The 26,005-nt window shown below is 52.8% G+C and carries 25 protein-coding genes; 11 read left to right on the top strand and 14 right to left on the bottom strand.

Annotated elements, in window-relative coordinates; all coding sequences use genetic code 11:
- Positions 1–63 precede the first annotated feature (63 nt).
- The 6 genes from ADN00_RS18530 (at position 64) to phoU (ending at position 8,837) form a co-directional block, all read left to right on the top strand.
- Positions 64–2,223: a bi-domain-containing oxidoreductase gene (locus ADN00_RS18530; protein ID WP_075064496.1), complete on the top strand. Its 2,160-nt coding sequence runs from the start codon at positions 64–66 to the stop codon at positions 2,221–2,223.
- Between the two features lie 13 nt (positions 2,224–2,236).
- A complete protein-coding gene (locus ADN00_RS18525; protein WP_160317569.1) occupies positions 2,237–4,171 on the top strand; it encodes an alginate lyase family protein in 1,935 nt (644 codons plus the stop codon).
- 46 nt (positions 4,172–4,217) lie between these two features.
- Positions 4,218–5,438 carry a glycosyltransferase family 4 protein gene (locus tag ADN00_RS18520; RefSeq protein WP_075064494.1) on the top strand — a complete coding sequence of 407 codons (1,221 nt, stop codon included), beginning with the start codon at positions 4,218–4,220 and terminating at the stop codon, positions 5,436–5,438.
- Positions 5,435–6,136: a response regulator transcription factor gene (locus ADN00_RS18515; RefSeq protein WP_075064493.1), complete on the top strand. Its 702-nt coding sequence runs from the start codon at positions 5,435–5,437 to the stop codon at positions 6,134–6,136. The genes ADN00_RS18520 and ADN00_RS18515 overlap by 4 nt, the downstream gene beginning before the upstream one ends.
- Positions 6,137–6,139: 3 nt before the next feature.
- Positions 6,140–7,891 carry an ATP-binding protein gene (locus ADN00_RS18510; RefSeq protein WP_075064492.1) on the top strand — a complete coding sequence of 584 codons (1,752 nt, stop codon included), beginning with the start codon at positions 6,140–6,142 and terminating at the stop codon, positions 7,889–7,891.
- 271 nt (positions 7,892–8,162) lie between these two features.
- On the top strand, positions 8,163–8,837 hold the full coding sequence (gene phoU / locus ADN00_RS18505; RefSeq protein ID WP_075064660.1) for a phosphate signaling complex protein PhoU: 675 nt from the start codon (positions 8,163–8,165) through the stop codon (positions 8,835–8,837).
- A gap of 73 nt (positions 8,838–8,910) precedes the next feature.
- Here phoU and ADN00_RS18500 read toward each other — a convergent pair whose 3' ends face one another.
- Together ADN00_RS18500 and ADN00_RS18495 are read right to left on the bottom strand one after the other, a co-directional pair.
- Complete coding sequence (locus tag ADN00_RS18500; protein WP_075064491.1) at positions 8,911–9,963, bottom strand: s-methyl-5-thioribose-1-phosphate isomerase; 1,053 nt, start codon at positions 9,961–9,963, stop codon at positions 8,911–8,913.
- Between the two features lie 41 nt (positions 9,964–10,004).
- A complete protein-coding gene (locus ADN00_RS18495) occupies positions 10,005–10,778 on the bottom strand; it encodes an SDR family NAD(P)-dependent oxidoreductase (protein ID WP_075064490.1) in 774 nt (257 codons plus the stop codon).
- A 70-nt stretch (positions 10,779–10,848) separates the two neighbouring features.
- Here ADN00_RS18495 and ADN00_RS18490 point away from each other — a divergent pair, with 70 nt between their 5' ends.
- Positions 10,849–11,364 (top strand): cupin domain-containing protein, encoded by a 516-nt coding sequence (locus ADN00_RS18490; RefSeq protein ID WP_075064489.1) that lies wholly within the window; start codon positions 10,849–10,851, stop codon positions 11,362–11,364.
- 1 nt (position 11,365) lies between these two features.
- Here ADN00_RS18490 and ADN00_RS18485 read toward each other — a convergent pair whose 3' ends face one another.
- The 5 genes from ADN00_RS18485 to ADN00_RS18465 all read right to left on the bottom strand — a co-directional run bounded on the left by ADN00_RS18485 (position 11,366) and on the right by ADN00_RS18465 (position 17,025).
- Positions 11,366–12,679, bottom strand: a complete 1,314-nt coding sequence (locus tag ADN00_RS18485; protein WP_075064488.1) for an amidohydrolase family protein — start codon at positions 12,677–12,679, stop codon at positions 11,366–11,368.
- A 112-nt stretch (positions 12,680–12,791) separates the two neighbouring features.
- On the bottom strand, positions 12,792–13,628 hold the full coding sequence (locus ADN00_RS18480) for a QueT transporter family protein (protein WP_075064487.1): 837 nt from the start codon (positions 13,626–13,628) through the stop codon (positions 12,792–12,794).
- A 107-nt stretch (positions 13,629–13,735) separates the two neighbouring features.
- The gene (locus tag ADN00_RS18475; RefSeq protein ID WP_075064486.1) at positions 13,736–14,524 is read right to left on the bottom strand and encodes an MTAP family purine nucleoside phosphorylase; all 789 of its coding nucleotides are present in this window, start codon (positions 14,522–14,524) and stop codon (positions 13,736–13,738) included.
- Between the two features lie 12 nt (positions 14,525–14,536).
- Positions 14,537–15,319, bottom strand: a complete 783-nt coding sequence (locus ADN00_RS18470; protein WP_075064485.1) for an energy-coupling factor transporter transmembrane component T family protein — start codon at positions 15,317–15,319, stop codon at positions 14,537–14,539.
- Positions 15,319–17,025, bottom strand: a complete 1,707-nt coding sequence (locus ADN00_RS18465) for an ABC transporter ATP-binding protein (RefSeq protein ID WP_075064484.1) — start codon at positions 17,023–17,025, stop codon at positions 15,319–15,321. The genes ADN00_RS18470 and ADN00_RS18465 overlap by 1 nt, the downstream gene beginning before the upstream one ends.
- Positions 17,026–17,437: 412 nt before the next feature.
- On the opposite strand from ADN00_RS18465, the gene ADN00_RS18460 reads away from it, so the two are divergent.
- On the top strand, positions 17,438–17,647 hold the full coding sequence (locus ADN00_RS18460) for a hypothetical protein (RefSeq protein ID WP_075064483.1): 210 nt from the start codon (positions 17,438–17,440) through the stop codon (positions 17,645–17,647).
- A 421-nt stretch (positions 17,648–18,068) separates the two neighbouring features.
- The gene (locus tag ADN00_RS18450) at positions 18,069–19,022 is read left to right on the top strand and encodes a tyrosine-type recombinase/integrase (RefSeq protein ID WP_075064481.1); all 954 of its coding nucleotides are present in this window, start codon (positions 18,069–18,071) and stop codon (positions 19,020–19,022) included.
- Between the two features lie 410 nt (positions 19,023–19,432).
- Here ADN00_RS18450 and ADN00_RS18445 read toward each other — a convergent pair whose 3' ends face one another.
- The 7 genes from ADN00_RS18445 to ADN00_RS18410 form a co-directional block, all read right to left on the bottom strand.
- On the bottom strand, positions 19,433–20,764 hold the full coding sequence (locus ADN00_RS18445) for a permease (RefSeq protein ID WP_075064480.1): 1,332 nt from the start codon (positions 20,762–20,764) through the stop codon (positions 19,433–19,435).
- Between the two features lie 82 nt (positions 20,765–20,846).
- Positions 20,847–21,086 (bottom strand): thioredoxin family protein, encoded by a 240-nt coding sequence (locus ADN00_RS18440; RefSeq protein WP_075064479.1) that lies wholly within the window; start codon positions 21,084–21,086, stop codon positions 20,847–20,849.
- Between the two features lie 183 nt (positions 21,087–21,269).
- Positions 21,270–22,061, bottom strand: a complete 792-nt coding sequence (locus ADN00_RS18435) for a sulfite exporter TauE/SafE family protein (protein ID WP_075064478.1) — start codon at positions 22,059–22,061, stop codon at positions 21,270–21,272.
- Positions 22,062–22,080: 19 nt separating this feature from the next.
- Positions 22,081–22,479: a rhodanese-like domain-containing protein gene (locus tag ADN00_RS18430; protein ID WP_075064477.1), complete on the bottom strand. Its 399-nt coding sequence runs from the start codon at positions 22,477–22,479 to the stop codon at positions 22,081–22,083.
- Positions 22,472–22,921, bottom strand: coding sequence for an ArsR/SmtB family transcription factor (locus tag ADN00_RS18425; RefSeq protein ID WP_236691542.1), 450 nt, complete (start codon positions 22,919–22,921; stop codon positions 22,472–22,474). The genes ADN00_RS18430 and ADN00_RS18425 overlap by 8 nt, the downstream gene beginning before the upstream one ends.
- Before the next feature lie 362 nt (positions 22,922–23,283).
- Positions 23,284–23,676 carry an ArsR/SmtB family transcription factor gene (locus ADN00_RS18415; protein ID WP_075064475.1) on the bottom strand — a complete coding sequence of 131 codons (393 nt, stop codon included), beginning with the start codon at positions 23,674–23,676 and terminating at the stop codon, positions 23,284–23,286.
- Positions 23,677–23,865: 189 nt separating this feature from the next.
- Positions 23,866–25,104, bottom strand: a complete 1,239-nt coding sequence (locus ADN00_RS18410) for a radical SAM protein (protein ID WP_075064474.1) — start codon at positions 25,102–25,104, stop codon at positions 23,866–23,868.
- 71 nt (positions 25,105–25,175) lie between these two features.
- Between ADN00_RS18410 and ADN00_RS18405 the strand changes: the two genes are divergently transcribed.
- Both ADN00_RS18405 and ADN00_RS18400 read left to right on the top strand, forming a co-directional pair.
- Positions 25,176–25,436 carry a hypothetical protein gene (locus ADN00_RS18405; RefSeq protein ID WP_075064473.1) on the top strand — a complete coding sequence of 87 codons (261 nt, stop codon included), beginning with the start codon at positions 25,176–25,178 and terminating at the stop codon, positions 25,434–25,436.
- A gap of 216 nt (positions 25,437–25,652) precedes the next feature.
- The gene (locus tag ADN00_RS18400) at positions 25,653–25,892 is read left to right on the top strand and encodes a thioredoxin family protein (RefSeq protein WP_075064472.1); all 240 of its coding nucleotides are present in this window, start codon (positions 25,653–25,655) and stop codon (positions 25,890–25,892) included.
- Positions 25,893–26,005 lie beyond the last annotated feature (113 nt).

Genomic DNA, 26,005 nt, shown 5'->3' with positions numbered 1-26,005 from the left:
TTCTGGTTTATAATGAGAAAGTCCATTTATTAACAACATTCTTCAGGAGGTCTCTCCTTTATTATGAAGCAGCTTTTACAGAATATGCGCGATGGTCAAACCGCCGTTGTCGACGTGCCCGTGCCCCAGCCCCGCCCGGGGACGGCGCTGGTGCGCACGCAGGCTTCCCTGGTTTCTGCCGGCACCGAGCGGATGGTGGTTGAATTTGCTGAGAAAAGTCTGGTGGGCAAGGCCCAGTCCCGCCCCGACCTGGTGAAACAAGTCATCAACAAAGCCCTGCGCGAAGGCATCCTCCCCACCATCGAATCGGCCTTCAACCGCCTCGATCAGCCCATGACCCTCGGATATTCTTCAGCCGGCATCATTGTCGAAATCGGCCCCGGCCTGCAGGGTTTCAAACCCGGCGACCGCGTCGTTTGCGCCGGTGCGGGAGCGGCGGTTCACGCCGAATACGCCGTTGTGCCGCAAAACCTGCTCACCCTGCTGCCCGACCCGGTGGATTTTGAATCCGGCGCCTTCACCACCCTGGGTGCCATTGCCATGCACGGCTTTCGCTTGGCCCAGCCCCAACTGGGCGAGAGTGTGGCCGTCATCGGCATGGGCTTGCTCGGCCTGCTGGCAGCGGGCATCGCCCGCGCCGCTGGCTGCCAGGTGCTCGGCATTGACCTTGACCCGGCCCGCATTGCATTAAGCACGCGTATGGGCTTCCAGGCCGTGCCCCGCGCTGATGCAGAGCAGGCCGCCCAGGCCTTCACCTGCGGGCGCGGTTTCGACACGGTTCTGATCTGCGCCGACACCAAATCGGATGATCCCGTTGAATTGGCCGGTCTCATCGCCCGCGAGCGCGCGATGGTGGTTGCCGTGGGCGCAGTGGGCATGCGCGTCCCCCGCAAAATTTATTACGAAAAAGAGCTCGATTTCAAAATATCGCGCTCCTACGGCCCCGGCCGATACGACCGCGCCTATGAAGAAAATGGGCAAGACTATCCCATCGGCTACGTCCGCTGGACTGAGGGGCGCAATTTTGAAGCCTTTGTGCAGCTTCTCGCCTCCGGCGCCGTGGATGTGAAACCACTCATCACCCACCGCTTTGCCATCAGCGACGCGCCGCAGGCTTACGAACTCATCACCGGACGCCTCAAGCAGCCCTTCCTGGGTGTTGTTCTCACCTACCCCGCGGAGCAGGAGTCCGCGCCCCTCACCCGTGTGGAAGTTTCCGCGCCCGCCCGCCAGGCTCTCGTTTCGGGCAGCCTCTCGCTGGGCGTTTTAGGCGCGGGCAATTACGCCACCGCCATGTTCCTGCCGGCGATCAAAAAAACCGGTCAGGTGAATCTATCTGTCATCGCCACTGCCTCCGGCGTTTCCGCCCAGCACGCCGCCCGCAAATTTGGCTTTCAGTCCGCCAGCTCCAGCGAGAGCGACGTCTTGCATGACCCCAACATCAACCTAGTCGCCATTCTCACCCGCCACAACCAGCACGCCCGGCAGGTGATCACCGCCCTGGAGAACGGCAAGCACGTCTATTGTGAAAAACCGCTGGCGCTCAACGCCACCGAACTGGACCAGATTCAATCCGCGCTAGCCGGTCTGCCCCAGCCGCCCCTGCTGACCGTCGGCTTCAACCGCCGCTTTGCCCCTCTGGCTTTGCAGCTCAAAGATTTCCTTCAAGGCCGCCAGGAACCACTGGCCGCCCACTACCGCGTTAACGCTGGTTTTATCCCTGCTTCACACTGGGTGCACGATGCGCAGCAAGGCGGCGGGCGCGTCATTGGCGAAGCCTGCCACTTTATCGACTTCATCACCTTCCTGGTTGGCGCGCCGCCCATTTTTGTAACCGCGCATGCCCTCCCCAATCAGGGCCGCTACCAGCAAGACAACGTCCTCATCACCCTTGAGTACCCCGATGGCTCGCTGGGCAGCATCGCTTACCTGGCCAACGGCGATAAATCGTACCCCAAAGAGCATCTCGACGTTTTCTGCGCCGGTAAAATTGCTGAACTGGATGATTTCCGCCAGCTCACCCTGGTGGAGAACGGCAAAAAACGCCAGCTTCGCTCTACTCAACAAGACAAAGGCCACGCCGCCTCGTGGCAGGCCTTCCTGCGCGCCGTCAGCCAGGGCCAGGCGCATATACCTTACGATCACCTCTGGGGTGTTACCCGCGCCTCTTTCGCCGCGATCGAGTCGCTGGAAAAAGCCGCCCGCGTCCCGCTCGGTGAATAATCCCGCCAACCTCATGAACCGCCTTCAAAAAGCCGCTCTGGCTGTCCGCGAATTGGGTCTTGAAAAGGTCGCGTTGTTTGGCCTCTACCGTCTGGGCTACCTGACCGGTCACTGGCGGCGATTGAACCCGCCCACCCCCTGGCCAACCATCGACCCGCGCGCCGTCGATCCCCAACCCATCTTTCGCGTTCCCGCCCAGGCAGAGCTATCCGCCCTGCTTTCGCCCGCCGAGCTGCAGGCTCTCCGCGACGAGGCCAGTCTCATTCTCAGCGGGCAGATGCGCTTCTTCTCCGCCGAACCGCGCCCCCTCAACCTTTGCCCCTCCGGCACAGAACACCACTGGACACAGGTCCGCGACGACGACCCTTATGCCGACATCAAGTTCATCTGGGAACCAGCGCGCTTCACCTGGGTATTCACCCTCGCCCGCGCCTACCAGCTCACCGCAGACGTGGTTTACCCACAGGCCTTCTGGCAGTATTTTCACCAATTCATTCAGGCCAACCCCCTCAACATGGGACCCAATTGGGCCTCCGGACAGGAAGTAGCCCTGCGCCTGATCGCTCTGGTCTTCGCCTGGCAGGTTTTTGCCCAACCAGAGACCTCTACCCCCGCCGACCGCGCCGCGCTGCTCTCAGTGGTGGCTGCCCACGCGCGGCGCATACCCCCGACCTTGCTCTACGCCCGCGCGCAGAATAACAATCACCTTATCAGTGAAGCCGCCGGTCTTTATATAGCCGGGGTCTTTCTTAAGGGTTACCCCAGCGCCCCGCGCTGGCAAAGGCTGGGCTGGCGCTGGCTGAACCACGCCTGGCAAACGCAAATCAGCCCTGACGGCGCATATATCCAGCACTCGGCCAACTACCACCGCCTGATGCTGCAGGTCAGCCTGGCCACCTTCTCAGCCGCCCAAACCGCCGGGGACGCCCTGCCCGCGGCCTCGCTCACCCGCCTGCAGTCCGCCGCCGATTGGGTTGCCTCCTTAATGGAGCCATCCAACGGAGCGCTGCCCAACCTCGGCCATAACGACGGCTCGCTCTTTCTGCCTTTGGCATCCGCGCTATACGCCGATTACCGCCCAACTCTGCAGGCCGCTTCAATTGCCTTAACCCGCCGCCGCGCCCTTCCGCCCGGCACATGGGACGAGTTGGCTGCCTGGCTTCTGCTTCCACCGGCGAAGGCCGCCCCCACCGCAGACCTGCCCGCCCACCCCTGCCGGTTGAATGGCGCCGACAGTTGGGCAGTTCTGCGCGCTGTGCGCTTCACAGACCGCCCCGCGCATGCTGACCAACTGCATGTTGACCTGTGGTACCGCGGGCAGAATGTCGCCTGCGACGCCGGCACCTACCGCTACACCGCCCCACCCCCTTGGGACCATCCCCTCGCGCGCACCCTCGCTCACAACACCCTCACCCTGCATAACCGCGACCAGATGCTGCGCGCCGGGCGATTCTTGTGGCTGGATTGGGCGCAGGCAGCGGTTCAATCCCCCTCCACGCCTGCATCGCTGACGGCCGCGCACAATGGATACGCCGCGCTGGGCATTCAGCACAAGCGCGCGCTGGCCCTCCAACAAGCCGGTGACTGGCTGGTGACCGATCGAGTAACCGCGCTGCGCCCATCCGCTGACCCTTGCCCGGCGTGCCTGCACTGGCTGCTGCCGGACCTGCCCTGGTCTTTTGAGGCAGGTCAGCTCACTATGCAGCTGCCCTCTGCTGTTCTGCGCCTGAATATAAAGGCGTTTTCAGAGCAAGACCAGCCCCTGGAGCTTTCTTTTCAGGTCATTCGCGCCGGTCAGCTCCTGCTGGGCAGTGGTGAATGCCCGCCCTTCCTGGGCTGGGTTTCGCCCACCTATGACACGCGCCAGCCAGCCATATCGTTGCGCGCCTTTCTTATCACGCCACCAAATTTCACCCTCGTCTCACATTGGATCTTTACACAATCATAACAATTGATAACATCGCGATTTTATGGATTAAGGTAGAATTGTTAACATGCATATCTTGTTAATCCATCAGGCCTTTGCGTCACTGAAGGAAGGCGGGGGCACCCGTCATATTGAACTTTCCCAATTTCTCGTCCAACGCGGTCACCGGGTTACCATCATTACCAGCCCGGTCAGTTATCTCACCGGCAAATCCAGGCTGCAAAAAAACCGCTGGATTGAAAAAGAACAGTTCCTTCCCGGAATCGAAATCATCCGCGCCTATACCTACCCGGCGCTTCACCGCTCCTTTTTTCACCGTCTGATCAACTTCTTTAGTTTTATGATCTCTTCCTTCCTCGCGGGGTTGAATATTTCAGGCGTTGATCTGGTTTGGGGAACCACACCACCCATTTTCCAGAGCGTAACCGCCTGGCTGCTCGCCCGCCTGAAAGGCCGCCCTTTCCTGCTTGAGATCCGCGACTTGTGGCCAAAGTTTGCCGTTGACCTGGGCGTGATTAAAAACCCCCTGCTCATTCGGGCCTCTCTCTGGCTGGAGAAGTTCTTATACCACCGCGCCGACCAGCTTATCGTTAACTCACCCGGCTATGTGGATCATGTCAGAGAGCGCGGCGGCAAGAATGTCAGTCTCATCCCAAACGGGGTAGACCCCGCCATGTTTGACCCCGCCGAAACCGGTCAGACTTTTCGCCAGGAACTGGGGTTGGAAGATCGTTTCATCATCCTCTATGCGGGGGCGCACGGCCTAGCCAACAATCTCGACATGGTTCTTGAGGCTGCCGACGAGTTGCGTGACGAGCCGCGAATTTGCTTTATGATGGTGGGCGACGGCAAAGAAAAAGCGCATCTGGTCGAAACCGCGCAACAGATGGACTTGCCCAATATAGTCTTTCTGCCTGCCATGCCCAAAGAGAAGATGGCGCAGGTGATGGGCGCGGCGGATGCCTGCCTGGCGTCGCTCCAGCCCATTGAATCTTTCAAAACCACCTATCCCAACAAAGTGTTTGATTACATGGCCGCCGGGCGGCCTGTTCTGTTAGCTATCGACGGTGTCATCCGTCAGGTTGTCGACGCCGCCGCTGCCGGTGTGTTCGTCCAGCCCGGATCACCTTCAGCATTGGCGCAGGCGGTTCGCCAGCTTTATGCCGATCCCGCCGCCGCAAAACAAATGGGGCTTTCTGGCCGCCAGTATGTAGAAAAGCACTTTGACCGGGCCAGCCTTGCCGACCAACTTGCTCAATTGTTGGAATTGATGAGGAAAAAAGTATGAGTGAAAAAGTTCTCGTAGTCGAAGACGAAATCTCCTTGCAAGAAACCCTGGCTTACAACCTTCGCAAACAGGGCTACGAAGTCGATACCGCCGGAGAGGGCCAAACCGCGCTGGATAAAGCCCGCGCTTGGAATCCAGACCTCATCATTCTGGATATCATGCTGCCCGGCATCGATGGATTTGAGATTTGCCGCATCCTGCGCCAGGAGATGAGCACCCCCGTGCTTATGCTGACCGCCCGCGATGATGAAATTGACCGCGTGGTGGGCCTGGAAGTGGGCGCGGATGATTACCTCACCAAACCCTTCTCCATGCGCGAACTGATGGCCCGTGTCAAGGCTATGCTGCGCCGCGTGCGCCTCATTCGCGAAGAGATGGACACCACTGCCGTAACCGCCGAGGTGATCATCTTTGGCAACCTCAACGTCAATCTCACCCGCCGCGAAGCCCTCATTGATGAAAAACCCATCGCCCTCAAACCCAAAGAATACGAACTGCTTGTCTTTCTTGCCCAGCACCGCGGCCAGGTCTTAACCCGCGAGTTCATCCTCGAGCGTGTGTGGGGCTGGGATTTCATCGGCGACAGCCGCACCGTGGATGTGCATGTCCGCTGGCTGCGCGAGAAAATTGAGGCAGACCCGGCCAACCCCATGCGCATCATCACCGTTCGCGGCGCGGGTTACCGTTTCGAAGGCTAAGCGATGCGCCATTCGCTTCGCTGGCGGGTTACCATTTCCTTTATTGGCCTGCTCATCCTGGCGATGGGAGGGCTGAGCCTATTTCTTTCCAGCATCGTACCCGACACCTATCTGAACCATTACCGCACCAATTTACTAGGCGAAGCGCGCGTGCTGGCCAGCCAGGCAAACCCATTCATCCAAAAAGACATTAATGTAGACAGCCTGGAAAACCTGGTCAGCCTGTATGCCAGCCAGTTAAACCTGCGCATCACCATCCTGCTACCTAATGGCACCGTCATCAGCGAATCCGCCAGCCCTGGGCGTGAGATTGAAAACTATCTCAAGCTGCCAGAAGTCGTTGAAGCGCTGCAAGGCCGGGAAAGCAGCCAGGTTCGCTTCAGCCAATCGCTTGGCTCTGAAATGCTCTATGTGGCAACCCCGGTGATTAATCAGAATGAAGTAACCGCGGTCATCCGCATGGCTGTCTCTCTGGACCCTGTGCAAAAGTACATGACGATCATCCAAAGTACCATTCTCGGGGCGGCGCTGATCGCCACCATTATCGCGGTAATTCTCTCCATCATCGTCACCGATTACACCGTTAAGCCGTTAAGCCAGCTCACCCAATCCGTCATCCATTACGGCGCGCGCGATATTAAACAAATTGAACCTTCAAAGCGCCTCGATGAAATTGGACAGCTGGACCGCGCTTTCAGCGTGATGGCCTACCAGATAAACCGCCAAATCGAGGAACTGGAACAGGAACGCGAAAAAATCTCGGCTGTCCTATACCAGATGATGGACGGCATTATCATCGTCAATGAAGATGGCCGTATTGAACTGATCAATCCGGCTGCGAGTCGCATCTTCAATGTGCTCAACGATGATGTTCTGGGCAAATCCATGATCGAGGTGGTTCGCAATCATAAAATTTTTGAGTCATGGGAGCGCTGCAAGGTTACCCGCGAACAGCAGATGACCGCCTTTGAAACCCCGCAGCGGCTCTATTTACAGGCAGCCGTAACGCCGCTGGAACCGGCCATTCCCAACAGCTCTCTAATTGTTTTGCAAGACCTCACCAATTACCGCCGCCTGGAGATCGTTCGCCGTGATTTTGTGTCAAACGTGTCGCACGAGTTGCGCACCCCTCTGGCATCGCTCAAAGCACTCAGCGAAACGCTGATGGAAGGCGCTCTGGAAGACCCGCCCGCCGCCCGCCGTTTCCTCCTGCGCATGGAAAATGAAATCGACAACCTGACCCAAATGGTGCAGGAACTGCTCGAACTCTCGCGCATTGAATCCGGGCGCGTGCCGCTAAAGCGCGAGCCGGTAGCCCCCTACGACCTGATTGCCGCCCCGGTGGAGCGCATGTCCATGCAAGCTGAGCGCAGCCAGATCGACCTGGTCAACCAGGTGCCAGAAGACCTGCCCGCTGTCTATGCCGATAAATCGCGCATCGCGCAGGTGGTCATTAATTTGATCCACAACGCGATTAAATTTACTCCTTCGGGCGGCCAGATCGTCATTTCCGCTTCCGAAGAAAACCGCCGGGTAGTTTTCACGGTTTCCGACTCCGGCGCCGGAATCGACCCGCAGGACTTGTCCCGCATCTTTGAGCGCTTCTATAAAGTGGACCGCGCCCGCTCCAGTGGGGGCACCGGTTTGGGGCTTTCGATTGCCAAGCACATGATCGAATCGCACGGAGGCAAAATTTGGGCCACCAGCGAAGTGGGCAAAGGCAGCACCTTTTATTTTTCCATCCCCAAAGCCTGATCATTCTTTACGGCTTGTTAACCGCTTAGCATTTTCATGTTAATCACAATTTGGTAAGCTCTTCGTGAAGGCCGCACCCGCATTTCTGCCTCAAAATCTAATGAAACATCGCACTCGTGCCACCAAATCAAGCGGTTTATTCGCCTTGGGGTAAACAAATACCTCAATCACTCGGATTAAGACCATCATCTTATCAATTAAGGAAAAATCGGGTATCATAGGTATGGGAGCATACACGCCAACGAAACTGTTTATGGAGGGTTACCGCATCATGCCGCGCGAAACACTCGATCGTCGGATTCACCATATTCAAGAAGAAATCCTTCTTTTAGGCAGCATGGTCGAACAAGCCATGCTGAACTCTATTGACGCGCTGAAACGCCGTGATGTTGAAGCCTCCAAACAAATCTACGAAGATGATTATCTCGTCAATGAAAAACGCTTCGCCATCGAAAATGCCATTCTGATCATCATCGCCACCCAGCAACCCATTGCGCACGACCTGCGCCTGCTGGCGGCCATGCTGGAAGTGATCACCGAGCTGGAACGCATGGGCGATTACGCCAAAGGCATTGCCAAAGTCAACATCAAACTGGCCGATTCTGACCTCTCTATCCCCATGCGCGAAATTAACCGCATGTGTGAACTGAGCGTCAGCATGCTCCACCGCGCCCTCAGCGCCTTTGTCTCCGAGAATCCCAAAGAAGCCAGCAAGATCCCTGAAGAAGACAAAGCCGTGGATGAGCTTTACAACGTCATTTACCGCATCCTGGTCAACAATATGATTGCCAACCCAGCCTGTATTGACCACGCCAACCTGCTCATGTGGGTTGCCCACAACCTGGAGCGCATGGCCGACCGCGTGACCAACATCTGCGAGCGCACCGTCTTCATCGCCACTGGCGAAGTGCTGGAGATGGACACATCAGACGACGAAAATTATTAGGCGCTCTCCCCACCAGACATAAAAAAAGGCCGCGAGAACCAGTATGGTTGCGCGGCCTTTCTGTTTTTTCGGCTCACTCGTCCAATACGGCGCCTTTACCGAAAGTTCCCATTAAATCATAGGGCGAGAAGATTCCTTCGGCCGCGATCACCGCGCTGACCAGCTTTGGCGGGGTAATGTCAAAGGCCGGGTAAAAGCCCATCACCCCTTCTTTGGCGGTTCGCACCCCCATCGCGTGCAGCACTTCCTGTGGATCGCGCTCCTCAATTTTCACCGTATCAATTGTCGGGTTCGATGGTGAAGGCGAGCCCAGCACATAAAAGGGCACCTGATTCTCATGCGCCGCCAGCGCGATCTGGTATGTGCCAATCTTATTCACCACATATCCATCCAGCGAGATCACATCCGCGGCGCAAATAAACACGTCCGCCATCTTTTTTGAGAGCAGGTAGCCGGGCATATTGTCGGTGATCACCGTTACCGGCACGCCCTGATCGTAAGCCACACTGGCCGTCAGCCGCGCGCCCTGCAGGTATGGGCGCGTCTCCGGGCAGTACAGGCGCACTTTCTTACCCTGCTCCTGCGCCACCAGCAGCGTGTACCCAATCAGGTTTTCAGCGAAACACTGCGTCAAGATGGTGACATCATCGGGCAGCAAGCTGACTACATGCTCGCCAATGCGCCGCGATTTGAGATAGCGGTCTTCCATGCGCGCCATCACAAACGCGTACGCCGCCTCTTCGGGGTCTTTTCCCGCTTCCATCGCCTGCCAGGCCGTATCCACCACGGTTTGAACATAAGCCACCATGCGCTTGCTGGTGGTCGGCCGGGCGTGGGTCAGCGTATACGCGGCTTCATCCAGGAACGCTTTGGCCTGCACGGCTTTCAGCCCTTTTGCCGTTCGCGCCGCGCTCACCATACCCAGCGAAGCGGCAAACCACGGGCCACCGCTCTGCGTAACCATTTCGCCAATCGCTTTAGCCACCGCGTGAAAATCTTCACAGCGCACAAATTCAATTTTCGCCGGGTAAATGCGCCGGTCTAAAATCAGCACCGCGCCGTCTTCATACCGCGCTACATTCTCAAAACGCAGCATAAACGCCAAACCGTCATCCACTCTTGCCATGCCTGCCTCCTCATCTTAATCAATATCGCTAAAAGCTTACCTTAACCAGCCCCTGTCACAGCCATTCCACCGTCTGCCACCAGATTCGCGCCGCTGATCCAACTCGCCCGCTCTGAAGCCAAAAACAGGCACATGTCGGCCACTTCCTCGGGCGCGCCCATCCGCCCCAGCGGGCAGGCCTTCAGCCAGCGTTCTACCCCTTCAGGCCAGTTTTCTTCAATCCCCTCACGGTGAATCAGTCCCGGCGAGACCGCGTTTACCCGGATTCCCGCCGGCCCCAACTCCAGCGCCGCGCTGCGCGTCAGCATCAACACCCCTGCCTTCGACGCGCAGTAATGCGCGTGCTGGCGCGCCGGCATAAAGGCCTCAATCGAAGCTATGTTAACAACCGCTCCACCCCCGCGCGTCTGCATCCACTCCGCGGCCTGGCGCGTGCATAAAAACACACTGCGCAGATTAGCCGCCATCATCGCGTCCCACTCCTCACCGCTGATTTCCATCAACGGCTTGGAAGGATAGATTCCCGCGTTGTTGATCAGCACATCCAGCCGCTCCGCCTTTGCTTTCAGCTCGACGAACATGGCCTGCACCCCGGATTCCTGACTTAAATCCGCCTGCAGCAGCACACACTCGCCGTCCAGTGCTTCAATCAACCGCGCCGTTTCCTCCGCGCCAGACCGGTTGGTGTGGTAATGCACCCCCACCCTGGCATGGTATTGCGCGAACCGCACAGCGACTGCCCGGCCCAACCCAGCGCTAGCGCCCGTCACCAGCACCGTTTTTCCTGTGAAATCTACAAAATGATCGTCAGCCATCACATTTTCCTACAATCTGGGGTATTTTCCAGCTATAATCGCAACAATTCACCATTACTTTGGAGGAACGATGAACGCACAGACGATTAAAGACATCCTCGGCCTTGAACCGCTGCCCCTCGAAGGTGGTTTATACCGCCAATCGTATCGCTCCTCCGATATCCTTTCACCCGCCTGCCTGCCCTCGCGCTACCCGCCCGAGGCCAAGCCCATCAGCACCGCCATCTATTATTTACTCACCAACGAGCCAGACAGCTTTTCGGCCTTTCACACCCTGCCCACCGACGAAGTCTTTCACTTCTACCTGGGAGATCCGCTGGAATTACACCTGCTTTACCCCAACGGTCAGTCACAAACCATTCTGCTGGGGCATAACCTGAGCGAAGGACAGCATGTTCAATATGTGGTTCCCCGCGGCGTCTGGCAGGGATCGCTCGTGCTGCCGGGCGGGCAGTATTCCCTCATCGGCACCACGATGGCGCCGGGGTGGTCGCAAGAAGATTTTATCCTCGCCTCACGAGATGAGCTGTTTCAGCGCTACCCACATAAAAAAGAGATCATCCTGCGCCTCACCCGCGAGGATTAACCTATTCTCCGGCGCGCATCTTAGCGCACAGGCGCCGCGTATCCGCTTTCAATTGCGCTTCATCCATCGTCAGCAGGGTCTGGTCGCGCATCACCCAGCGTCCGTTGATCATGACCGCCTCAACATCCGCGGATTTAGTGGCAAACACCAGATGGGAGACCGCGTCATACACCGGGGTTACATGCAGCCCTTCAAACCCCACTAAAATCAAATCGGCGCGTTTGCCAGCCTCCAGCGAGCCAATTTCATCATCCATATTCAACGCGATAGCGCCACCCATCGTTGCCATGTACAGCACCTGCTCGGCCGGCAGCACGGTGGGGTCGTTCTTCATCCCCTTCTGCACCAGCGCGGTCAGGTGCATCTCTTCAAACATATCCAAATCGTTATTCGACGCGCTGCCGTCCGTGCCAATCGCCATATTCACGCCAGCCGCCAGCAGGTCTGCCACCCGGGCAATTCCCGACCCCAGTTTCAGGTTGGAAGATGGGCAGTGCGCGATGGACACTTTACGCTCTGCCAGCAAGCGAATCTCTTCATCAGTGAGGTGAACGCCGTGCGCCAGCAGCGTGCGCCGTCCCAGCAGCCCCAGCTCTTCCAAATAATGGATGGGGGTCTTGCCCGTTTTCTGGGTAACGTCTTCAACTTCAACACGGGTTTCTGAAGCATGTGTTACAAACACAGCTCCATACTCCTCCACAATGCGTTTCACCAATAATAAGGTCTCACGGCTGACGGTGTAGGTAGCATGCACCTGCACACACGGCCGGATCAATTCATCCTTTTTATATTCTTCTAAAAATTCGCGGGTTCTTCTTTCCAGCGAGTCCTTGCTCTCATTATCCAAAACATCAATCGCGCCAATGCCCGTAAACAGGCGAAAACCAACTTTTTTAGCCGCTTGCGCTGCGGCCTGATAATGCCAATACATATCGGCGGCCGTGGTGGTGCCGCCGCGAACCATCTCAGCGAAGGCCAGCTCTGATCCTAACGCCACATTAGGCGCGTCCGCGTATTTTTTCTCCAGCGGCCAGATCTTCTGCAGCCAGGGCTCCAGAGGAATGTCATCTGCGATCCCACGGAAGAGGGTCATAGCTGCGTGCGTGTGGGCATTCACCAATCCGGGCAGCACCACTTTTCCGCTGGCATCCACCACTTCTTTAGCTTCAAAGCGCGCCATCAGGTCATTCCGGCTGCCCACCGCGATAATTTTGGATTCGCGAATCGCCACAGCCCCATCCTTGATCCGCTCGCGCGCCGCGTTCTGGGTCAAAACCTCTCCGCCCACCACAAGAATATCTACCGCTTCGCCCATAAAATCCTCACCCTCTTACAGTTTTTTACCTTTATAGCCTGCCCCCCACCGTCAGGTGACAGCGAGGGGCAGGTGGTTTGTTAAACCTCACGCATCAGAAGAACAGGAAAGACTAAATGTCTTCTGCTTCCTCAACAAACTGCTCGCGGCCAGAGAGCATCAGGCTCGCCAATACAATCAGCGCCAGGAACGGGGCAACGCCTGCCCACACGCCAACCTCACCCTGCGTGCCGGTGAAGCCCAAAATTTGCTGACCATACAGGCCGGTGGAGATGCCCAGGCCAACACCCAAACCACCCAACGCACCCACAGCCATCAGCAGCGCGCCAATGTGGCGGGCAAAACCGGGGGCCACGTCTTCTTTGTCCATGATGTCGGTCCAGATCAGACCCCATTTCTTCACGCGCGGGTACAGCAGCAGAAGGAGTGGTGGGCCAAGCAGAATTTCGGCTGCGGCATTGTTCAACGTGATCGTTACCGCCAGGAAAGCAAAGGGAACCAGTTTGATTATATCCAGGTACCAGGCGATGATGACACCGCAGGCGGCCGCGGCCACGACCGTGATGATCAAATAGGCCAGCAGTTTGGACCATTTGTTCACATTCTGCGACATATCGTCCTTGGGAACCAGACCCAGGGCGCCCCACAGTTTATAGGCGATAAAACCCAGGTAGAAGTTGCCAATGAAGCCAAACAGGCTGCCCCAACCGAGAGAGCCGCCAAACAGGTCGCCGATTGTGTTACCAATCGCCGCGCCCCAGGCTCCCGCCGGGCCAAACATCAAACCAAAGATCACCGGGAAAACATTGGCCGGGCGCACTTCAGTAATGCCGGGGATCAAGGGGATGCCGGCCTTGAAAGGAATCAACACTGCCGCATAAATCGCCGCGGAAAGCGCCACAAGGATGATCATCCGTGTGTACTTCCACATTCTAAATACTTCTCGCATAGTTTCCTCCAATTTTTTGACTCAAACAATGATGAATAAACAACAGCAAATAATAGGTTTATTCTTTTTTCGGTTCCACCTCCTTTATAAATACCAGGTTGGGGTCTTTATTCTTCTTCTTCCACGGGAGGATGATAGCCTAATGAAGCGTGTTCACACTCACAGCCCGAAATCTGCACGCTTCGCAGTGTGGTGATGAACAGGTCCAAAATCGAAGCCTTGAGCGCTTCCAAACCGTCTTCGTGCATCTCCATCACTTCACTCTTCAACCCCGCGCACCAGTTGATTGAGAAAGCCACCGCCGCGTAGTGCAAGCCCAGCTCGCGCGCCAGGGGCGCTTCAGGAACGCCGGTCATGCCCACCACATCGCCGCCCAACTGCGCGTACATCCGCACTTCCGCCGCCGTTTCCAGGCGCGGGCCATTGGTGCATACATACGTCCCCGCCGATTGGATCGGAAGCGCCTTTTCTTTTGCCACTTCCAGCAGGCGTTTGCGCAGACTCGTGCAGTAAGGGTGGGTCATCACGCAGTGATCAAAACCCCACTTGCCGCCTTCATAAAAGGTGAAATCTCTGCCGCTGGTGAAATCCAAAAACTGGTCCAGCGCCACCAGGCCCAGCGGCGGCACGCTTTCGCGCAGCGACCCCACCGCGAAGGTTGCCAGCACATTTTTTACGCCCAGCATACTTAACGCTTTAATGTTGGCTTTGTAATTAATTTTGTGCGGCGGCACCGAGTGATTGACTCCATGCCGCGCCAAAAAGACCAGGTCAGCATATTCGCCTTCCCCACGATACACTTTGGCTTTGCCAAAGGGGGTCACCATAATTTCTTCTGTAAACACGCCCCCCGGAATACCGTAAACGCCCGTTCCGCCAATAATCGCAGAAAGCATTGCTCATCTCCTCTAAAACTTGGTCAGGCCGGGAATGCCCCCAAAACCCATTATCTTTAAGTACGTCGTTACCGCGAAAAGCACACCCATTACCAACATCACGATATAATCGCCTTTTCCAAACTCAGACGAGTAATAATTGGTGCGGTCATTCTGCGCGCCAAATCCTTTGGCTTCCAGGGCCATACCAAACACATTGGTATTGCGAATCGTGGAAACAAACACGGGGATGAGCAAAGGAATATACTTGCGGATGCGCTGCAGCAGATTTCCGCTGTCCAGATCTAAACCACGGCTGCGCTGCGCCTGCGCAATGATAAACACATTGCTCACAATCGTCGGCACCATGCGAAACGCCGTCGAGATGGCAAACCCCACTCGATATGGCAAACCAAAACGGATCATGCCCAGCACAAATTCTTCGGTGCGCGTTGTGCTGAGGAAAATCATCCCTTCGGTGATCAGCGACAGCATTACCATCGTTCTGGCCATCGCGAATTGAAACGCTTCCAGCTCAATCACCCACACAAAAGGAGTTACTCCATTGGAAAAGAATGACCAGAGGATCATGCTGGAAATGGTCAGAATAATCATGATCAAACGGATGCGTTTTAGATTGACCAGACTCTCGGAAAAATATCCATGCAGCAAAATGAGCAACGTCAATGGCAGAACCCACAATGGATTTTCAAAATACAGGATCAACACAAACGCCACCAGTAGGATCACAATCTTGGTGCGCGGGTCCAATTTGTGGAAAAATGTTTTCCGATCGAGATAAATTTCCTGATCCATTAGGCTTCCTCTCCATCCGTTAATGTGCACTCAACCATTTCGTCTACGTTCAACATCGTTTTCCCCAAGCGGTTCGACAGGCTCACCAGGTGTGGTGGACGCAAGAACGCATCGTTTAATTCTTCTTCATGGGCGAACACTTCTCGCGGGGTGCCTTCAAGCATGATCAAACCATCTTTCACCACATAGACACGGTGGGCATACTCGGCCACCACCCACATGTGATGGGTAACAAAGATGATCGTGCTGCCTTCCTGGTTGAGGTGTTTCACCAGCTCCATCATGCTGCGCTGCTCGGCATAATCCAGGCCGGTGGTCGGTTCATCCAAAATCAATACATCGGGTTTGGCCGCCAGCACCGCCGCCACTGCCACCCGCTGCCGGCCGCTTTTGGTCAGCGCGAAGGGATCTTCTTTTTCAAACCCCACCAGACCCACGGCTTCCAGGGCTTCTGCCACACGCTGTTTGATCAATTCCTCGTCTGCGCCGCGCAGCTTCAGTGAATAGGCCACCTCTTCAAAAACCGTGTCCGAGAAAATCTGGTGGTCTGGATTCTGAAAAACATACCCCACCTTCTTGCCCAGTTCAAACACGCCCTGCTCGCGGGTGGGTTTCCCGTCTACTTTAATCTCTCCGGCAGTGGGCATAAACAGACCGTTGAAATGCTTGACCAGCGTGGTTTTTCCACTGCCGTTCTGACCCACAATCGCCACAATTTCACCGCGATTAATCTCCAGATTCATACCGCGCAGCGCTTTGAACCCGTTGGGATAAGTATGCTCAAGTCCCTTGCAGGTGATGAGTGGCTCTTTGTGCGCCTGCACACGTGCCTGATCAGCTTCAATTAATTTCTGGTAGCGCTCGCTGGAGATTTTCCAATTCTTGCGCTGGAAGGTCTCAAAACCTTCTTCCACCGTTAGCGGCAGGTCAGCGCTGTTCATGCGCTTAAAATAAAGAGTGATACCCAACGGCATCACTCCATTTGATTCCATTAAATCCACGTTGCGCAGCACATCGGCAGCCGGGCCATACATCAAAGGCATGCCTTCCTTAATCAGCAAGATCTTTCCGGCGTGAATGGCTTCTTCTGTCTCATGTTCCACCACTATTAAGGTAAGGTCATCACGCTTGCGAAGCTCATCTGCAATCTTGAACACACCAAGTTTACTGATCGGGTCGAGGTCGGTGGTGGGTTCGTCCATCACCAGCACGCGCGGCTGCATGGCCAGCACCGAGGCGATAGCCAATTTTTGCTTCTGCCCGCCCGACAGCGTGGAAGGCGGCCGGTTCTTCATCTGTTCCAGGCCAACCAGCTTCAAGTTCTCGTCAATACGCCGGGAAATCTCCGCTGGCGGCACGCCAAAATTCTCGGGGCCAAACGCAATTTCCAACTCCACATTCGTAGAAAATAATTGCGCCTCAAAATCCTGAAAAACCATTCCAACATCTTTGGCCATTTCCGCCACAGTAAAATCGCGGGTATTTCTGCCGAAGATCTGAACATCCCCCTTAAATTTCCCTTTGAAGAAATGCGGCACCAATCCGTTAAACGTGGCCGCGAGCGTGCTTTTTCCTGCCTCGCTCGGCCCCATGATCACCAGAAAGTCCCCTTCGTTCAACTCCAGATTGATATCATCCAGAGCGTTACGCTTCTGATCCCGGTATCTATACTTTAAATCTTTAATTGTAACAACTGGGTTTGGCATTCACTGGCTCCTGTCTAAATTTCGCTGAGATGAATTCAGTTATGATCATGCGCACTACATTATCAACCTGATAACTCAGGATGCAAGCAGAGAGTCTGACAATCAAAGAAGTGGAGCAGAAAAAAAAGGGTTTAGCGATCAATGCAGGTCTCAAAGGTACAACCAATGAAATGTTTGGTCCTTATCGATAAGAAGCATTAAAGATCATTAAAACTGTATGAATAGATTATAGAAAATCCATAGTTGTCTGTCAAATAGATTTTTTACTTTGTTACAGTCACAAAAATCCATAAAGAGGGTTGAAAAAAGAGAGAGCTCCAGTCAATATTGAAGTTGGCACAAACAACAAAGAAAGGAACTCTCGATGATAGACGAAGCTGTCCATATCAGTTAAACCATTAAAGTGGATGGTGTGACCAAGGAAATTGAGGAGAAAGTGTTTGGAACGGCCGTGGAAAAAAGCGCGCATACGCTGGGGCTGTTGGTCGGCCAAGAGGTGTTCCAAGGGATGATAGAAGCGCTGGATGAACGGATGGCGAACAAGAAGCCAGCGGGGTGGAGGAATATAGACACCGAGAAGCGCAGGATGGTGAGTAGTTCAGGGACAATGGGCTACAAATGAAGAGTGTATCAGGATAAACAGAGGAAGCGGATCCGGCTCATCTTCTTAAAAAGAGGGTGCTTGAAATAAACTGTGTTTTTATGGTTAAGTAAAAGTACATCTTGTCTTCTTGAAGACAAATCATGGAGTTCAACGTGAGCTGGTTCCCCCTACCGTAGGTTTTTATTTTCAACGAGAGTCATGCACGGGGAAGAAGGCAAGACCTGCGCTTGCCTGCCTGTTAGAAAAAGGACAGGCGAACACCAAGGTCCGCAGATGCCTGGCAGGGCGTTCAGGGTCGCCGGCATCGCGAAGTGCAAGAACCCTGTTCGCATGTACGTCGAGAAGCTCTCGACGAAAGGCTCAACGGCACATCAAAAAAATCCTCTTGTTACTAGAAACGGCTGGAAACGCAATCGAAAGCCGTCGGAGGAAGTGTAGCTTGTCGTTATCATCCATTTCCAACCAGGTCAATCATGCCCTGGCCAAAGTTACCTGGGATAAGGAGCAAATTAAAGAGTTCCAGGCAGAACATGGTGTGGCATCGGTGAAAAAATCACTGCGGCCTGGTGGTGACCCCACGCAGCCTTTACCGGTTATATTGGGAATCAATACTCGTCGGACCTACTTTCAAGCAGCCACTTCATTTTTCAAACGAGCTGAAGACATTACCGACGAGGGTTTGTTGGTCAAATTGCTGGATCCAGACATCATCATGACCACTTTTGAAGAACACTACGCCAACGCCGCGCCGGGAACGGTGAATAAGCTGATGGCCGCGCTGGAAAAGGTTCACCTGGGCTGTGTCCAACTTGGCTGGACCAAAGATGCCTGCCCAATCACCCCGGAACTGCGTGAGTGGGTCAAGTCGTTTCGCGATGATAGCGATGTAAGGATGCCGAGGTTTGGTTACAGGCCAGAAGATGCCGAGAGGGTGGTTAAATATTTGAAGGACAAAAAATCCGTGTATGCGTTACCAGCCGAGTTGGCTTTGCGCTGTGGTCTGCGGGAGGACGAGATTGCCGGCTTGAAGGGTGAAAACATTGATCAAAGCCAGCAGCTGCTCCACATCACCGGAAAGGGCGGGCGTTATCGGCAAGTTCCAATTCCTGAAGATTTACTCGATCAATTGAATTGCTCCAAACAATACTTGTTTACGCCCAGCGCTTCCTGGCGTGCCGGCTTCCGGCGAACAGTGCGAGATGCCACGCGCGCACTTGGAATTGAGATCAGCGGAGTTCACCGGCTGCGGGCCAATTTCGCCCAAAAGAAATATCAAGATTGTCTGGCACAAGGCATGGATGAACGAGAAGCACGCCTTAAAGTATCTGAATTGCTCGGTCACGCCCGGATCGATGTGACTTATAAATATGTACCGAGGGATTTTTCCGAATAAGAAACCGGGCTAAGTTATTTCTGTGACCGGTTCTATTCTGAGCGGATAGACGTGACAATACTTTGAGGTGGGTTTGAAAGAATGATCTTTCCTGTAATCGTGATCGTGACCAATTGACCATTTTGCGAATGCGATGTTGGGGTGGGCGGCAGCGGTGGCAGAAAAAGAAGGCATGTTACCTCAACAATCTGTTGATCATTTTCGATATTAAGTTTACCATGTACGTCAAATATCTCAATCAAATGGCGCTGTGATACGAATGGAGCAATGCCAAGCTTTCTTTGAATTATTTGCGTAAAATCCTTCTGTGATGCGGGCAGAAAAGACTTTACTGGGCATGTCACGGGCAGCCTTTATATTAAAACGACAACCCGCCTCTCGGCGGGCTGTGAAACATTCATTAACACCACTTACAACGCTGCCAACACCACCCCAAACAGGTAGCCTGCCATAGTGCTGAAAATAGCCACCAATCCAACATATATGGCCGTCTTTTTCTTGCCCATCACGCCGTTCAGAACCAGAATTGACTGCAAAGACAGCTCGGGGTCTGAAAGCAGGTAAGCCAGCAGCGGGCCGCGCGCCATGCCCAGGTCCAGGAACATCTTGGCAATCGGCACTTCCACCAGGGTGGGGAAGTACATGAACACGCCAAACAACACGCCTACCAGGTTGGCCCAGATGGTATTTTGGCCCGCGATCGTGCGCACCCACTCTTCCGGGATAATTACTCTGACAATACCAGCAGCAAACACACCCACAATCAACAGCGGGAAGATCTGCTTTACGAACTTCCAGGTCTCCCAAATCCAACCACCCAGTTCATCTTTGGTGAAGGAACGGCTGCCCACAAAAGCGATGGCCGCCAACAGGATTACCTCGCCGATCAAACGGCCGTTGATACCAATGATGATGGAGCCAACTTCTTCCTTAGGGGCAGCAATCAGAACCGTCATTGCAATAACCCCAATGGCAATATAGGTCCATTTTGTGAAACCCTCAAAAATGTTCTCAAATCCCTTCCAGGAGGTGACCCCAATCACCACCAGCATCAGGATTAACAATGCGCCTTGCAGCGTGATGTTCAGGGAGCTGAATAAATTCATGAGCCCTTCAGGAAGATCAAACGGAAGAGTAATTCTGGCATAGACATTGGTCAGCAGACCCACCTGAAGCGTTCCCACAATTAACACCGCTACCAGCAGCACGAACATCACCCACACCGCCGGGTTGACTTTGACTTGCTGGTCAAATAAACCATTGGCGGCCATGTCTGCGGAGCGCTGGCTCTCTTCCTTGCGGAAGACCCAAGCTATGATTAGACCGATCACAATACCAAACACAATCGAGAGGATCAGGCGCGAAGCGGCGATATCAAAACCGATAGCCGCACCAGTATAGGAAATTGCCAGAATATTGATGGCCGGGCCCACAAATAAAAAGGTGATGGCCGGTCCCAACCCTGCGCCGCGCTTCCAGATGCCCGCAAAGAGAGGCAAAATGGTACACGAGCAAACCGCCAGAATGAACCCGCCAAACGCTGAAGCCGGATAGCTAATCCATTTGGATGCTTTCGGCCCTAGAAAGCGCGTAATGGCCTCTTTGGGGATCATCGAGCTCATAAAACCGGCGATGACAAAGGCCGGCACCAGGCATAACAGCACATGCGCGGCCAGGTAGTCCAACAAACCGGTCCACCCAGACCAGAGCAACATTCCAAGATATTCCAGAGTAGGATTCATAAAATAACCTTTCTATCATATTAGATTTTTTGAATGCGGTGATTCAAATAAAAAAGAACTGCGCTCAATCATCCAAAAAAATTTAGGCTGTCTTCAACCATTCCGTAATTTCACTCTCGCTAGGGATTCTTCCTGCCGCGAAGAGTTTTTCATTAATGACCAAACCAGGCGTGGAAAGAATGGAATAACTTAGAATCTGATCCATCTCCGTCACCTTTTCAAATTCCGCTTCAATTTCAAGCTTCTCAACAACTTTTCGCGTCACTGCTTCTAGCCGCTTACAGTTTGCACACCCCATCCCTAAAATTTTTATGTTTACCATACTTAATATTTCCTTTCATTACATTCGTTTCAATGAATATGTTTTTTCAAAAAAAGAGAGAAATGTTCAGCGGGTATTCGTTGGATTCAACCGCATTGCAGAGCGCAGCATAGCAACTTCGGCTGCAACCCAATGTCAGGCAGCACCTCGTGAATTGCACTCAAATCCAGAACTACCGTCATGTCATTTGCCTGAAATCGTATTTACCAGCATAAATATCGCAGCTAAGTTCGTAAGAATTCCAGAAATGGTTTTCAAACTTTTTGGTTTTGTTTTTAACGCGATCTTGCTGCCGATCAGACCTCCTATGACTGCCACCGCCCCACATGGAAGTGCCAGAGCCGGGTCGAAACCTCCATGCAGCGCGTTGCCGGTAAAACCAGTCAGGGCTGTCGCCGCCAACATGGCTGTTGCTGTACCGACAGCAGTTCGCATTGGCACGCCGCACCCGACTACCATCAACGGAACAAGAAACGAACCCCCAGAAATTCCTACCATTCCGGAGAAGAAACCAGTAGCCAAGGTCAATGGCACCGCCACCCATAGATTGATCACATACAGGTTATCACCCTCTCGGATATTCCAATACCCAAAGCGAGAAACAGCTGTCTTGTGTGCTTGTTTTTCGGGAAAAAGCATTGCAACGCCGGCAACAAACAACAGTACGGACAGGATGATCTTCAACAGTGTGCCGTCAAAAGAATGCGCCACAAACCCCCCGACAAAGGCCATCGATGCATTCAGCCCACCAAAGAAAATCGCCAGCGGCCACGACATCGTTCTGGCCTTCCCAAAGACAATAGCTCCCACTAATGCACTAGCTAACAAAACAAATTGGCTGGTAGTAGAAGCTGTATGCATTGGAACGCTCAAAAGGACAAACGCCGCCACATAAAAGTTGCCGCCGCCGCGTCCACTCATGATCATGACTACCGTGAGAACGAAAATGATGGCGACTATATAGAAAGTGTTCATTGTGTTGTATCTCCGTTGGTCATTTCTGCGATTGCTGAATTGCCTTATATAATTTTCCTGGCATTAGCTGGCTGGTAATTGCATCGTAATTGCTCGGGGCAATTCGTACGTTCTCGTAACCGAGGGAGCGTAGATACAAGTACACGATAGTAGATCTGGTGCCTGCTGAGCAAAAAATGCCAACGGTCTGATCACGGGGGATCTCAGCATAACGATCCGGGATCTCATCAATCGGAATCCATAGCACTCGAATGTGATGTTCTAATCTAATCTGAAGCGACTCGTATTCCTGACGCGATCTCACGTCCAGAAAGACTGCATCTTGCATTGCGAGCAGCGCCTCCATTTCGATCTTGTGCTTCCCACTTCCGAAAAAATCAAACGTCATACTCCTAAGAAGTTCGTTCAAGTTATTCAATGTGATCTCCTTTGGCGATGTGTTGCGTAACTTCACACTTAGGACATGAACAGACAGCCCCTTTTAATTCAAACACGGGCTGTTGCTTTGGGCCATCCAGCATCGCGTAAACAGCAGCCAAAACCGAAAAAACTTCAGGGCGAACAACCCGATAATAAATGTTCCATCCCTCACGGCGATCTTCGAGAAAGCCAGCTTCACGAAGCACTGCAAGCTGTTGCGAGAGATAAGCTTGCCGGTATCCTAATAGTGCCTCCATATGGCAAACGCACTCTTCACCGTTTCGAAGAATCTCCAGTATTTGCAAACGTGCTGGATGCGCAAGCAGTTTTAATAACTGTGCTGGTTGGGCAAACGGGTTGGTTCCTTCTTGATTTATATTCATAATCGTGAATGTAATTTTATGTCTGACTGAGTATTTTGTCAATGTGATGATTGTCACAATTAGCACAAGCTCAATCACAAGTTTACTTGTGTTTTTTTTGATGTACTATTTGGGCCATAAAGTGAAAAATTGAGCTCAGGTTGGAAAGGAATCAAAACAGAGTATTCCAGCGCCTTTGAGTGTACATTTGCAACCGCAAACCTTACTGGTTATGGGTGCTTGGTTAGTCTCAAGGGCGTGGTCAAACCAGTGCACCGATATGAGGTCTATTTTTTCTGTTTCAAGCAGGTCCAACGTGATGGTGATCATGTTTTTGAGACCCTTTTCCAGAACCATCTTCATCTGTTCTGCGCTGTTGATGCAACAGCCAGCATACCAGAGAAGTCTCGAATCGGATTTGTATCCACGGTTATTTGGTTTTACTTTTCGTGTTCCGGAATCCATTTTTCTGGCAAAGTTTCATGGGTACACTTAGGACAATGGCAAATCTTCGTTTTCCTTAAGGACTGAAGATCATCATCATCCAAAAAACGAAGATGGATCAGATCCATCAATTCTTTGACCCTTGGGTCAGAAACCTGGTAATACACATTCCATCCATCCCGGCGGTCGTGAATCAAACCCGCTTCACGCAAGGCCATTAAATGTTGTGAAATGTAAGCTTGGCGATATCCAAGGATTGCTTCCAGATGGCATACGCAGGCTTCTTCTTTGCTTATTTCATTTAAGATTTGAAGCCGGGCAGGGTGAGAAAATAGTTTAAAAAATTTCGCTGCTGAATCGAAGGGATTTTCTACACTTTTGGCCGACATATTATGATCTCCAATGTTGAAGTGAAACCGGGTGGTAAATTTTTCCTGTTAATCAATTCTACCTCATCCATTGGCTTTCGTCTTAACCAGGCTTCATTAACCAGCAATGACTGCTCGCCAAATCCAGTAATATGGGCTACCTGGGCGTGTGATTGCAGATTTTGCCAAAAAAGCCGATGAACGCAAATTTTACGGACAGCGAATAATTCCTTGCGCCCAAAGGCATTTTCCGCAGGCGGGGAACTCCGAGCCGAAGCAATCTTCCAAATTATCGTAAGCCATATCGCAACTGTTGCAATAAACGCATGGCGAGAAGTCAAATTTTAGAACTTTGCGGCGAAACTCTGAGTAAGGGGATTGCTGCCAAATTTCCGAGAGGGAGTCGGTTGCAATATCTCCAACAAGATGTTCGTAGCATTGGTGAATTTCGTTCTCCAAGTAATACTGGTGATGATGAAGTAAAGGTAAGCAAGGGCTTACCTTTCCATCCCAACGAATGGAAACACTTCCGCGATGAATAAATGGGCAGTGGTTTTCTCCAAAATTGATCTGCTGGTTCCCCACGGTGAAAGAGGAGTACCCATTTTGGAAAGGTTGAAGAAAAGCACCGGATTGCTCTGAAAAAGGAATGCGCGGCAGGTCAATTCGGGGAGAATACTGGGAGGGCGGAAGCGATTCAATATAAATATTGTCATAAAGAATTTCTTTGCTCAGTTCGTGAGTGTGGGCCAAAACATGGCTGATGGAAAAATGATCCGCGCCAAATTTTCGTCCAATATCCACCACATTTTGCAAATCGGCAATATTGCGCTTCATCGCGACAAACGCAATTCCCAGGTTGGGCAGTTGGTGGCCAGTTCTTAACCTTAATGTGCAAAGGGTTTGTAAATTTTTCAACAACCTGGGAAGCTCATTTGCAACGCGAACATCCCCGTAACTCTCTGGCCGGGCACCATCCAAAGATACCCAAATGCGGTCCACCCGCAGCTCAATCATGGCCTGGCTCATTTTTTCATCCAGTAAAATCCCATTGGTGATCAGCTCCACTCTGGCTCCCACGTCTCGCAAAGATGCGATCATCTTCAGTATGTGCGGATGAGATAGTGGCTCTCCATACCCGCCGAAAAAGATGCTGGGAAGTGGGGAGAGTTGTTTTACTGAATCGAGAATACGGTCAAATGTGGCAGGATTCATCACTCCCTGGCTGGTGCTCCAGGCATTGCGCATGCAAGTTTTGCACGCCAGGTTGCAAGCGGTGGTAGGTTCAATATAGATTTTATGGATACGCGCGCTTTTCGAAGGAATGGCAATTTCTTCGTCTCTGGCTTCGAGCAGAAACTCATGCTCTGGTGCGCATTGAAGATGAATGGCAGTATGGAGCCATTCAGTCAATTGAGCAGATGAAATTATTTTTCGTTTATTATCCATTTGCGGAAAAACCACTTGTATTTTTGAGATTATTCAATATACTGAATATATCATATTCCTTGTGAGGATGGATGTATAAAGAGCTAGCTGAGGCTGTTGAACAATTTTTGCAGGATGTTACACCCGAATCTCTGGAAAAAGAAATTTGGGAGCTGATCCGAAAATCTCCGGACCCGGATGGCGGAATTGATGCCTACCGGCTGATAAGGCACTTTCTTGGGCAGCCCGGTTTGAATAATATCCAGACGGGCTGGGCATACCAGCGCATCCGTCCTGTTTTTAAGCAGCTTTTTGAGCATATTCCCTCACTATATTATTTCACCGGAGATTGATGAGCGAGTGACGCAGTCTTCCCGGCGGGAAGAGACACCTACAGAAAATAAAATATTTGTTTCCTAATTGCACATATTCACCACAAATGATCGGAATGGGTCAATCTTGGTGGATATGTGATTTTAATCCTATTGTCAAAATCCCTTTTCAAGAGTAAAATAACATTCGTAATATTGAATGTATTAACTCATCCAAACAAGATCAAGGAGTTCGTTATGATCCAAATAAAAGTTCTTGGGTCTGGTTGCGCCAATTGTAAAAAACTTGAAGCAATTGCCCGCCAAGCAGTGGAAGATCTGCGCCTGGAAGCAGAGATCATCAAGGTGACTGACCATGATGAAATTTTTAAATACCCCATCCTGGCAACTCCAGGTTTGGTTGTGAATGACAAAGTGGTTTCTGCCGGGCGCATCCCATCGGTGGCTGAAGTATCTGAATGGTTGAAAGCCGCCTAATTTTTCATATTTGGGCGGGGGGACGATCCTCGCCCTTTTTTGTGGTATTATATATTCGTAATATTGAATATATTAAGGAAATTTTAGCCATACGAACAGCAAGATCATTAGGT

It is taken from the genome of Ornatilinea apprima (assembly GCF_001306115.1).
GTDB classification, from domain to species: Bacteria; Chloroflexota; Anaerolineae; order Anaerolineales; family Anaerolineaceae; genus Ornatilinea; species Ornatilinea apprima.
This window is presented reverse-complemented; position numbering and strand designations above follow the sequence as displayed.

Coding starts and splice junctions, on each gene's coding strand:
- ADN00_RS18470 (WP_075064485.1), bottom strand. CDS start 15,319: ATGGATCAGGAAATTTATCTCGATCGGAAAACATTTTTCCACAAATTG.
- ADN00_RS18400 (WP_075064472.1), top strand. CDS start 25,653: ATGATCCAAATAAAAGTTCTTGGGTCTGGTTGCGCCAATTGTAAAAAA.
- ADN00_RS18415 (WP_075064475.1), bottom strand. CDS start 23,676: ATGTCGGCCAAAAGTGTAGAAAATCCCTTCGATTCAGCAGCGAAATTT.
- ADN00_RS18525 (WP_160317569.1), top strand. CDS start 2,237: ATGAACCGCCTTCAAAAAGCCGCTCTGGCTGTCCGCGAATTGGGTCTT.
- ADN00_RS18465 (WP_075064484.1), bottom strand. CDS start 17,025: ATGCCAAACCCAGTTGTTACAATTAAAGATTTAAAGTATAGATACCGG.
- ADN00_RS18440 (WP_075064479.1), bottom strand. CDS start 21,086: ATGGTAAACATAAAAATTTTAGGGATGGGGTGTGCAAACTGTAAGCGG.
- ADN00_RS18445 (WP_075064480.1), bottom strand. CDS start 20,764: ATGAATCCTACTCTGGAATATCTTGGAATGTTGCTCTGGTCTGGGTGG.
- ADN00_RS18485 (WP_075064488.1), bottom strand. CDS start 12,679: ATGGGCGAAGCGGTAGATATTCTTGTGGTGGGCGGAGAGGTTTTGACC.
- ADN00_RS18405 (WP_075064473.1), top strand. CDS start 25,176: ATGTATAAAGAGCTAGCTGAGGCTGTTGAACAATTTTTGCAGGATGTT.
- ADN00_RS18475 (WP_075064486.1), bottom strand. CDS start 14,524: ATGCTTTCTGCGATTATTGGCGGAACGGGCGTTTACGGTATTCCGGGG.
- ADN00_RS18520 (WP_075064494.1), top strand. CDS start 4,218: ATGCATATCTTGTTAATCCATCAGGCCTTTGCGTCACTGAAGGAAGGC.
- ADN00_RS18490 (WP_075064489.1), top strand. CDS start 10,849: ATGAACGCACAGACGATTAAAGACATCCTCGGCCTTGAACCGCTGCCC.
- ADN00_RS18410 (WP_075064474.1), bottom strand. CDS start 25,104: ATGGATAATAAACGAAAAATAATTTCATCTGCTCAATTGACTGAATGG.
- ADN00_RS18495 (WP_075064490.1), bottom strand. CDS start 10,778: ATGGCTGACGATCATTTTGTAGATTTCACAGGAAAAACGGTGCTGGTG.
- ADN00_RS18530 (WP_075064496.1), top strand. CDS start 64: ATGAAGCAGCTTTTACAGAATATGCGCGATGGTCAAACCGCCGTTGTC.
- phoU (WP_075064660.1), top strand. CDS start 8,163: ATGCCGCGCGAAACACTCGATCGTCGGATTCACCATATTCAAGAAGAA.
- ADN00_RS18480 (WP_075064487.1), bottom strand. CDS start 13,628: ATGCGAGAAGTATTTAGAATGTGGAAGTACACACGGATGATCATCCTT.
- ADN00_RS18500 (WP_075064491.1), bottom strand. CDS start 9,963: ATGGCAAGAGTGGATGACGGTTTGGCGTTTATGCTGCGTTTTGAGAAT.
- ADN00_RS18435 (WP_075064478.1), bottom strand. CDS start 22,061: ATGAACACTTTCTATATAGTCGCCATCATTTTCGTTCTCACGGTAGTC.
- ADN00_RS18510 (WP_075064492.1), top strand. CDS start 6,140: ATGCGCCATTCGCTTCGCTGGCGGGTTACCATTTCCTTTATTGGCCTG.
- ADN00_RS18515 (WP_075064493.1), top strand. CDS start 5,435: ATGAGTGAAAAAGTTCTCGTAGTCGAAGACGAAATCTCCTTGCAAGAA.